The sequence below is a fragment of the Halomonas litopenaei genome (genome assembly GCF_003045775.1).
In the GTDB taxonomy this organism is placed as follows: domain Bacteria; phylum Pseudomonadota; class Gammaproteobacteria; order Pseudomonadales; family Halomonadaceae; genus Halomonas; species Halomonas litopenaei.
Genome location: NZ_PXNS01000009.1, coordinates 217,626 through 226,683 on the forward strand (window position 1 = coordinate 217,626; position 9,058 = coordinate 226,683).

Here is a 9,058-nt window from a genome sequence, read left to right on the forward strand (position 1 = left end):
GTTCAAGTTCGGGGTTATCGGAACCACAGCACCACTCCCGGGAACAGCAGGAACACGACCAGCAGTGCCACCAGGGTGAAGTAGAAGGGCAGCAGGCTCTTGACCAGGCTTTCCATGCCGACCTTGCCGACGCCACAGCCGACATAGAGCACGGTGCCCACCGGCGGGGTGATCAGGCCGATACCCAGGATGAAGGACATCAGCACGCCGAAGTACACCGGGTCGATGCCAAGCTTCACTACCACCGGCGTCATCAGCGGTGCCAGGATCACCATGGCCGGTGTCAGGTCCATGAAGAAGCCCACCACCAGCAGGAAGGCCGACAGGATCAGCAGCAGCAGAAGCTTGTTCTCGGTGATGGCCGACAGGCTCACTACCAGTTGCTGGGGAATCATGTTGGCGGTCAGAAGCCAGGCCAGCACGCTGGCGAAGGCCAGCAGCAGCATGACCACACCTGTCAGTCGACCGGTGCTCACGCACAGCTCGAAGAAGCGCTTGAGCGACAGGCTGCGATAGACGAAGAAGGACACCGCGAAGGCATAGACCAGCGCGATGGCGGCGCTCTCGGTGGGGGTGAAGACCCCGGTGAGGATGCCACCGACGATGATCACCGGCAGCAACAGCGCCAGGATGGCGTCCTTGAGGGCACTGGCGAGCTCCGGGAAGGAGAAGGTCTGGCCCTTGCCGTTCTTGCGTGACTGCACGTAGGTGGTGGCCGCCAGTCCCAGGGTGATCAGGATGCCGGGCACGATGCCGGCCAGGAACAGCTGGGAGATCGAGGTGTTGGTGACCACGCCGAACAGGATCATCGGGATCGACGGCGGGATGATGATGCCGACCACCGAGGCCGCGACCACGATGGCGGTGGCCATGGGCGCGCTGTAGCGATGCTGCTTCATCGGCTCGATCATCATGCTGCCGACCGCCGAGGCGTCGGCCACGGCGGAGCCGCTGATGCCGCCGAAGAACATCGAGGTCATCACCGCCACCTGACCCAGACCGCCGGCGACGAAGCCGACCATGGCGCTGGCCAGTCGGACCAGACGGGTGGCGATGCCGCCTTCGCTCATCACCTCGCCGACCAGGATGAACAGCGGGATGGCCAGCAGCGGAAAGGAGTCCAGGCCGTTGACTGCCTGGGCGACGATGGGCGATAGCGAATAGTCGGAATAGAAGAAGATGAACAGACTGATGGCGCCGAGGCCAAACGAGATCGGCATGCCAATGACGATGCAGATGGCAAGCCCGATAAGGATGCTCCACAGGATCATGGTTCGGACCTCCTGAGCAGGGCCACCAGGGCCAGGGTGTTGGCGATCAGGGTCAGCCCTGCCATCACCGGCATGGCGCTATAGAGCCAGGTCTTGGGGATGCCGAGCATGGGGGTGGCGCTGGTATAGCCGGAGATCAGCTCCTTGAAGCCGAGCAGGATGCAGATGCAGACGAGGTAGATCACCGCCACGGCGGTCAGTCCCAGCACGCGGCGCAGCCCGGCCGGGGCCAGGTCCTTGAAGTAGGTCACCGCCACGTGTTCCTTCTCGAGGCTGCCGAGCCCGGCGCCAAGCAGTACCAGCCAGATGAACAGCACCCGGGACAGCTCCTCGGCCCAGGCGTAGGAGGTATTGAGCACGAAGCGACCGAAGACATTGGCGGTCACGCAGAACACCACGCCGAGCACCAGCAATCCGACGGCGATGCGCAGCGTGGTAATCAACCACCCCAGGAGTCCCGGGGTGGAAGTGGAGGATAGGGTGGTCATGGGTCACCTCCGTGGTGACGACGACCCCGCCGCGAACAGCGGCGGGGTCGGGCTAGGGCTTACTGGGAAACAGCGCGGATATCGTCGATCAGCTCTCCGCCGATCTTCTCGCGCCACTCGTCATAGACCGGCGACAGGGTCTCTTGGAAGGTGGCCACCTGTTCCGGGGTCAGCTCGGTGATGTTCATGCCCTCGTCCATCAGCTCCTGCTTGATCTGGTCGTTGAGGGTGCGGCTGACTTCACGCTGGTAGTCGCCCATCTGCTTGGCGGCGTCGGACAGCAGATCCTGATAGCCCTCGGGCAGACGGCTCCAGAAGCGCTCGGAGACCAGGGTGATAAAGGGCGTGTAGACGTGGTTGGACTCGGTGGCGTAGTCCTGCACTTCGTTGAACTTGGACGACTGAATGGTGATCCAGGGGTTCTCCTGGCCGTCGACCACGCCCTGCTCGAGGGCGGTGAACAGCTCGGCGAAGGACATCGGCGTCGGGTTGGCGCCCAGGGTCTTCCAGATATCCAGGTGGATCGGGTTCTGCATGGTCCTGACCTTGAGGCCATCCAGATCCTCGGGCGAGGCCACCGCGTTCTGGCTGTTGGTCAGCTGGCGATAGCCGTTCTCGGCCCAGCCGAGGGCCTTGAGGCCATTGGTGCTGGCGGTTTCCAGCATGCGATCACCGATCTCGCCGTCGAGCACCTCGTCGGCCACTTCCGGAGTGGGGAACAGGAACGGCAGGTCGAAGACCGCGAACTCCGGGAACATGTTGACCAGCGGCGACGTGGACGGCGAGGTCATCTCCAGGGTGCCGGACTGCAGCGCGCTGACCGCCTGGAGGTCATCGCCTAGCTGTGCGCTGTGGAACAGCTCGACCTGGATATGACCGTCACTGCGCGCCTCGACGATGTCCTCGAAGTACTCGAGGCCACGGTACTGGGCGCCGGACTGGGTGGTGCCGATGCTGAACTTGAGGGTGTAGTCGTTGCCGTCACCCTCGGCCACGGGTCCGTCGACCTCGGGGATCGGCGGCATCTCGCTGGCGGCCTGGGCGGTGGCAACACCACCCAGCGTCAGGCTGCCGATGGTCAGGGCGGCGATGGCCGCGCCCAGGCGGCGACGGGTGAAGGGGGCGACGGACGTTGTGATTGTTGTCATGCTTCTCTCCAATTTGCGTGGCGTGCTGGCCATTGCGTAGCGCTCTGGCCCTTGCTTGGCGTGCTGGCCAGCGGCCCCGGGAAGCGTTTCGTCCCGGGGCCGCTGGCCGGTGGAGCGGCTCAGGCGTCTTGCCAGGCCGCGCCTTCGGGGTAGCGATGCATCTCGAGGGACTCGGGCTTCATGGTGATGCTGTAGCCCGGCGCCTCGGGCACCAGGTAGCGACCCTGACGGATACGCACCGGGTCGACAAAGTGCTCGTGCAGGTGGTCGACGTACTCCAGCAGGCGACCTTCCAGTGAACCGGAGACGGCGATGTAGTCGAACAGGGAGATGTGCTGGGTGTATTCGCATAGGCCCACGCCACCGCCGTGGGGGCAGATCGGCACGCCGTACTTGGCCGCCAGCAGCACCACGATGATGACCTCGTTGAGCCCGCCCAGACGCGCCGCGTCGAGCTGACAGAAGTCGATGGCGCCTGCCTGCAGCAGCTGCTTGAACATCACCCGGTTGTGGCAGTGCTCACCGGTGGCGACGCCGATGCCACCCTCCAGGCCGCCCCTGAGGCGACGACGGATCTCGGCGTGACCGAGGATGTCGTCGGGGCTGGTGGGCTCCTCGATCCAGTGAGGATTGAACTCGGCCAGACGGCGCATGTTGACGATGGTCTCGTCCACATCCCACATCTGGTTGGCGTCCATCATCAGGGTGCGTTGTTCGCCGATCTCCTCGCGCAGGATCGCCGCGCGCCGGCGATCTTCCTCGATGTCGCCACCGACCTTCTGCTTGAAGTGCTGCCAGCCCTCGGCCAGGGCTTCGCGGCACAGTCGACGCATCTTTTCCTCGGAATAGCCAAGCCAGCCCGCGGAGGTGGTATAGCCGGGGTAGCCCTCGGCCTTCATCTCGGCCTCGCGCTCGCCCTTGGTGCCGGCCTTGCGACGCAGCAGGGCGATGGCCTCCTCGGGGGTGATGGCGTCGGTGACGAAGCGGAAGTCCAGGCAGCGCACCAGCTGTTCCGGGCTCATGTCGACCAGCAGCTTCCAGATCGGCTTGCCTTCACGCTTGGCCCACAGGTCCCAGATAGCATTGACCAGGGCGGCGCTGGCCAGGTGCATCACGCCCTTCTCCGGACCCAGCCAGCGCAGCTGGCTATCGCCACTGGTCAGCTCGCGCCAGAAGGTGCCCATGTCGGCGGTGATGTCCTCGAGCTTGCGGCCCACCAGGGTGGGTGCCAGGGCGTTGACCGCAGCGACACAGAGATCATTGCCGCGGCCGATGGTGAAACTCAGACCGTGGCCCTCGTCTTCCTGATCGGTGTGCAGGATGACGTAGGTGGCCGAGTAGTCCGGTGCCTCGTTCATGGCATCGGAGCCATCGAGCTGGCGTGAGGTGGGGAAGCGGATATCGCGGGCGTCGACCCGAGTGATGGTGGTCATGCTGGCGGCCTTGTGGTGAATATTGTTGGTTGTCCGACGAGTGGCCAGGGAAAGCATCATGGGCGTCGATCAGCGGTTGGCTGCTTGCGGAAAGTGCCTGCCTCTCTGGTTGCTCTCCCGTTCCTCTGTTGCTGCTGTCTCGTCGTTCTATTGTCAGTGAGGGCAGTCTAAACAGAGCGCTAAAAGAACGGCCAATCCAAGTTTTTGGCCATTTGATAACCTCAGGTTATCATGTGTTTTTCAATCATCGGGATGATGCGCTACATGCCCCATGACAGCGGTATTCACGCCAAGACGTGGCTACGGATCAGGCATATGGTATTGCTGGTTGCCTTGGACGAAAGTCGTAACATGCACGCGGCTGCAAGGCAGCTGAACATCAGCCAGCCGGCGGCCAGCAAGATGCTCAAGGACATCGAGGGATTTCTCGGAATACCGCTGTTTCTGCGTGAGCCCGGGCGGATGGAACCGACCGACGCCGGTGTGACGGTATTGCGCTATGCACGGCGTCTGCTCAACGACACCGATCGGCTGGTCGAAGAACTGGCTTCACTGCGCGAAGGTGGGCACGGTCGGCTGGCGCTTGGCTCGGTACCCGGTGCCGCCCCGGTGATGTTGCCAAGGGCCATGGCGGAGCTGAAGTCGCACCGGCCGCGGCTCGCCATCTCGTTGATCGAGAACTCCAGCGATCGACTGCTGGTGGATCTCGAATACAAGCTGCTCGACGCCGTCATCGGCCGCTACACCGAGCCGTCCCAGCGTCATCTGTTCGACTTTCTGCCGCTCAAGGAGGAGCCAGTGTCGGTGGTGGCGCGACCCGACCATCCGCTGTGTCAGGGGACGCCTGAGTTGGCCGAGGTGGTGCGCTGGCCCTGGGTGCTGCACCCCATGGCGAGCCCCATGCGCGGGTTGTTCGAGGCGGCCCTGGCCGAGGCCGGCGTCGCCTCGCCGCGCAACGTCATCGAGACCACCTCCACCCAGGCCTCGCTTCAGCTGGTGGCGAGTACCGATACCCTGTCGCTGTTGCCAAGCTCGGTGGTCAAGACCACCTTCTCTCAAGGCCGTTTCGCGGTACTGCCGCTGACCATCGGTGAGCCGCTGGGCTACTACGGCGTGCTCACGCGCAAGGGCGAGCCCTGGCCTGAACTGCTGACCGAGTTTGTCGCCAGCCTGGTCGGAGAAGAGGATGCGCCCTGAGCAATATCGTGGGCAGGAATGATCGTGGGCGTGAAAGGATGTTTCTGGGATGTCTTGGCCAATAAGTTGGGCGTTTCATGCCGGCAATGATGACCAGAATATTCGCTGAATAAGCGTGAAATGTCACCGATTATGGATCGGATATGATTGCAAAGGCAGGAGGGAATGGTAGCGGGAGGATGTCTGGATAGGTAGTTGGATAGGTGTCTTGATAAGCGACGTGATGTGGGGGTAAGTGTGCCAATAGCCGTCGTTGAATCATGAGCCAAGGCCATCGTTCCCTGCAGGTCTTTATCATGCGATACGGACCGAAGGACGATGACAGAAAGGCGGGGCCAGAAAGACCGGGACAGAATGACAAGAACAAGAAAAAGAAGACGAGACAGGAGGCGCCGATGATCGGCGCCTCCGTCCGTTCGCTTCAACCATGGCTTCAGCTACGTGTTCAGCCAGGTCTTCAGCCACGTCTTCAGCCATGTTTTCAGCGATGTCTTCAACGACGTCGGTTCAAGACCCTTGGTTGAAGACGTGTGCCAGGCGGTTTACGCCTCGCGCTTGCCATCCACCAGGCGGCTGACGTTCAGTGGGTTGCCATCCTTGAGCGCCTGCGGCAGCAGGGCGTCCGGCAGGTTCTGATAGCACACCGGGCGCAGGAAGCGGTGGATGGCGGCGCTGCCGACCGAGGTGGTGCGCGAGTCAGAGGTCGCCGGATAGGGGCCACCGTGGACCATGGCGTGGCACACCTCGACCCCGGTGGGCCAGCCGTTGGCCATCACCCGACCGGCACGCCGCTCGAGGATCGGCAGCAGGCCACGGGCCGCGTCGATGTCGCCGTCGTCCATCTGCAGGGTCGCGGTCAGCTGGCCCTCGAGGCCCTCGGCCAGTGCCTTGACCTCGTCCAGGTCGGCACACTCGACCACCAGCGAGGTCGAACCGAACACCTCGGCCTGCAGCGCCTCATCATTGAGGAAGTCGCTGGCCTTGGCCACGAACAGGCCGGCCTGGCACTGGTTGGGTCCGTCGCCCTGGGGGCCGCGCGCCACTTCACGGGCCTTGTCGCTGCCGCCCAGGGTGTTGACTCCCTGGGTGTAGGCGTCGTGGATGCCCGGCGTCAGCATGGTCTGTGCGCCGGCACCCTTGACCGCTTCGGCGGCGGCCTCGACGAAGCCGTCCAGCGCCTCGCCCTTGACCGCGATCACCAGCCCCGGGTTGGTGCAGAACTGGCCGGCCCCCATGGTCAGCGAGCCGACGAAGGCCTCACCCAGCTCCTTGCCACGGGCCTTGAGCGCCTCGGGCAGCAGGAACACCGGATTGATCGAGCTCATCTCGGCGTACACCGGGATCGGCTCGGGACGCGCCTGGGCGGTCTTCATCAGGGCGGTACCACCGCTGCGCGAGCCGGTGAAGCCCACCGCCTTGATCCGCGCGTCGCTGACCAGGCCCTGGCCGACCTCGCGACCGGAACCGAACAGCAGCGAGAACACGCCTTCCGGCAGTTCACAGCGGGCCACCGCCTTCTGCAGCGCGCGGCCGACCAGCTCGGAGGTGCCGGGGTGGGCGGAGTGGGCCTTGACCACGACCGGACAGCCGGCGGCCAGGGCGGAGGCGGTGTCGCCACCGGCCACCGAGAACGCCAGCGGGAAGTTGGAAGCGCCGAACACCGCCACCGGACCCAGCGCGATATGGCGCTGGCGCAGGTCGACCCGCGGCATCGGTTCACGGTCCGGCAGGGCCGGATCGTGCCGCACGTCGAGCCATTCGCCGGCGCGCACCACCGAGGCGAACAGGCGCAGCTGGCCGCAGGTACGGCCGCGCTCGCCCTGCAGACGTGCCTGGGGCAGGCCGGACTCCTGCATGGCGCGCTCGATCAGGGTGTCACCGAGCGCCTCGATCTCGTCGGCGATGGTCTCGAGAAAGGTCGCACGGGCCTCGAGGCCGGTCTCGCGGTAGCTATCGAAGGCCGCCCAGGCCAGTTCGCAGGCGCGCTCGACCTCGGCCTTGGAACCTGCCTTGTAGCCAGGCTCGAGGGTCTCACCGGTGGCCGGATTGACGGCGTGGATGGGCTCGCCCTTGGCCTCGACGGCCTGGCTGCCGATCAGCTGCTTTCCTTCCAGAGTCATGTTGGCTCCTTTTCGCTTGCGGGGATGGGGTTGTCGGTTTGCTGTCTGGTACCAGTGTCAACGCCGGCTCGACCTGCGTTCAATGCTCGTGTCGTCATTGTTCGGGACAGTCGAAGCCTGTCTCCGGTCGATTACATCGGCGTGACGCTGGTCTGTTCTTCGTCCTCGGTGGGCGGCGCCAGCGGATTACGCAGTGGACGCCCGAAGGCCGGTAGCTCGATCTCGTAGCGCTCGCCCGGTTTGACACTGACACCGTCGGCGAAGCTCAGGGTGGCGGTGCCGAAAAAATGGACGTGGACGTCACCGGGCCGACGGAAACCTGGGTACTTGAAGTGGTGGTGCTCCAGGTTGGCGATGCTGTGCGCCATGTTGTCCTCGCCGGTCAAAAACGGCTTCTCCCACAGGGTCTCGCCGTCTCTGGTGATACGCGAAGTACCCTCCAGATGAGAGGGTAGTTCACCGATCAGCAGTTCGGGGCCGAAACTGCAGGCGCGAAGCTTCGAGTGGGCCAGCCACAGGTAGTTGTAGCGTTCGGTGATGTGATCCGAGAATTCGTTGCCGATGGCGAAGCCCAGCCGATGGGGGCGGCCCTGATCATCGATGAGGTAGAGCCCGGCGAGTTCCGGCTCTTCGCCTGCATCCTCGGCAAAGGATGGCCAGGGCAGCGGCGCCTCGGGGGCCACCACGCAGTCACCATCCCCCTTGTAGAACCACTCGGGCTGGGCGCCCACCTGGCCTTCGGCGGGCTTGCCGCCCTCGACGCCGAGCCTGAACATGCGCATGGAATCGGTCAGCTGGGCGTCGTCGGTTTCGGACGAGTCGGCGTGCATGGCGCTGCGGGTATCGGCGCTGCCCAGATGGGTCAGGCCGGTGCCGGTGACCAGGCAGTGCGCGGGATCCGGATGGGTCAGCGGCGGCAGTAGCTGACCGCTCGCGACCAGATCGGCGTAGTCGAGGGTCTCGTCACCGAGGCTTGCCTTGACCGTGGTCGCCAGGCCCTTGCCCTCGGCCAGCGCACGGCGTGCCAGGGTATAGGTGTCGGCGTCGGTCAGTCGCACAAAGTCCGGTCCTTCGACCAGGGCGGCCCTGACGCTGCCCTGGTGGCGGCACTGGATGATGCGAAGGGTCTCGGGGGTGTCATGATGCATGGCGATATCCTTGCGTGACGTGGGCGCCTTGTCCCGGTTCACGGTTGGCCCCAGAGGCATCTTACGCCTCTGGGGTGGTGTATGGTCAACATACAAAGGTATGGGTTGACGTTATGGAAAGGTGGCTTTGCTGGCGTCTAGCCTGGCGCCTGGTCCCGGAGAGGGGCCGATCCGCTTCATTGCACCAGCCACATGGCCATCTCGGGCCACACCAGCAGCGCCGCGAGTACGCATAGCTGCAGGGCGATAAAGG

General features: G+C 64.5%; 7 protein-coding genes. 1 reads left to right on the plus strand and 6 read right to left on the minus strand.

Going from position 1 to position 9,058, the window contains the following annotated elements:
- Window positions 1-14: 14 nt before the first annotated feature.
- The 4 genes from C6W88_RS15960 to C6W88_RS15975 form a co-directional block, all read right to left on the minus strand.
- Complete coding sequence (locus C6W88_RS15960) at window positions 15-1,271, minus strand: TRAP transporter large permease (protein WP_108133189.1); 1,257 nt, start codon at window positions 1,269-1,271, stop codon at window positions 15-17.
- Window positions 1,268-1,759, minus strand: coding sequence for a TRAP transporter small permease (locus C6W88_RS15965; protein WP_045995049.1), 492 nt, complete (start codon window positions 1,757-1,759; stop codon window positions 1,268-1,270). The genes C6W88_RS15960 and C6W88_RS15965 overlap by 4 nt, the downstream gene beginning before the upstream one ends.
- A 59-nt stretch (window positions 1,760-1,818) precedes the next feature.
- Window positions 1,819-2,907: a TRAP transporter substrate-binding protein gene (locus C6W88_RS15970; protein WP_108133190.1), complete on the minus strand. Its 1,089-nt coding sequence runs from the start codon at window positions 2,905-2,907 to the stop codon at window positions 1,819-1,821.
- A 119-nt stretch (window positions 2,908-3,026) separates the two neighbouring features.
- Window positions 3,027-4,340, minus strand: a complete 1,314-nt coding sequence (locus C6W88_RS15975; RefSeq protein ID WP_108133201.1) for an L-fuconate dehydratase — start codon at window positions 4,338-4,340, stop codon at window positions 3,027-3,029.
- 315 nt (window positions 4,341-4,655) lie between these two features.
- Between C6W88_RS15975 and C6W88_RS15980 the strand changes: the two genes are divergently transcribed.
- Window positions 4,656-5,537 (plus strand): LysR family transcriptional regulator, encoded by an 882-nt coding sequence (locus C6W88_RS15980; protein WP_197037134.1) that lies wholly within the window; start codon window positions 4,656-4,658, stop codon window positions 5,535-5,537.
- A 542-nt stretch (window positions 5,538-6,079) separates the two neighbouring features.
- On the opposite strand, the gene C6W88_RS15985 is transcribed toward C6W88_RS15980, so the two are convergent.
- Window positions 6,080-7,657 (minus strand): aldehyde dehydrogenase (NADP(+)), encoded by a 1,578-nt coding sequence (locus C6W88_RS15985; protein WP_108133191.1) that lies wholly within the window; start codon window positions 7,655-7,657, stop codon window positions 6,080-6,082.
- Window positions 7,658-7,788: 131 nt separating this feature from the next.
- On the minus strand, window positions 7,789-8,805 hold the full coding sequence (gene araD1 / locus C6W88_RS15990; RefSeq protein WP_108133192.1) for an AraD1 family protein: 1,017 nt from the start codon (window positions 8,803-8,805) through the stop codon (window positions 7,789-7,791).
- Between the last annotated feature and the right edge of the window lie 253 nt (window positions 8,806-9,058).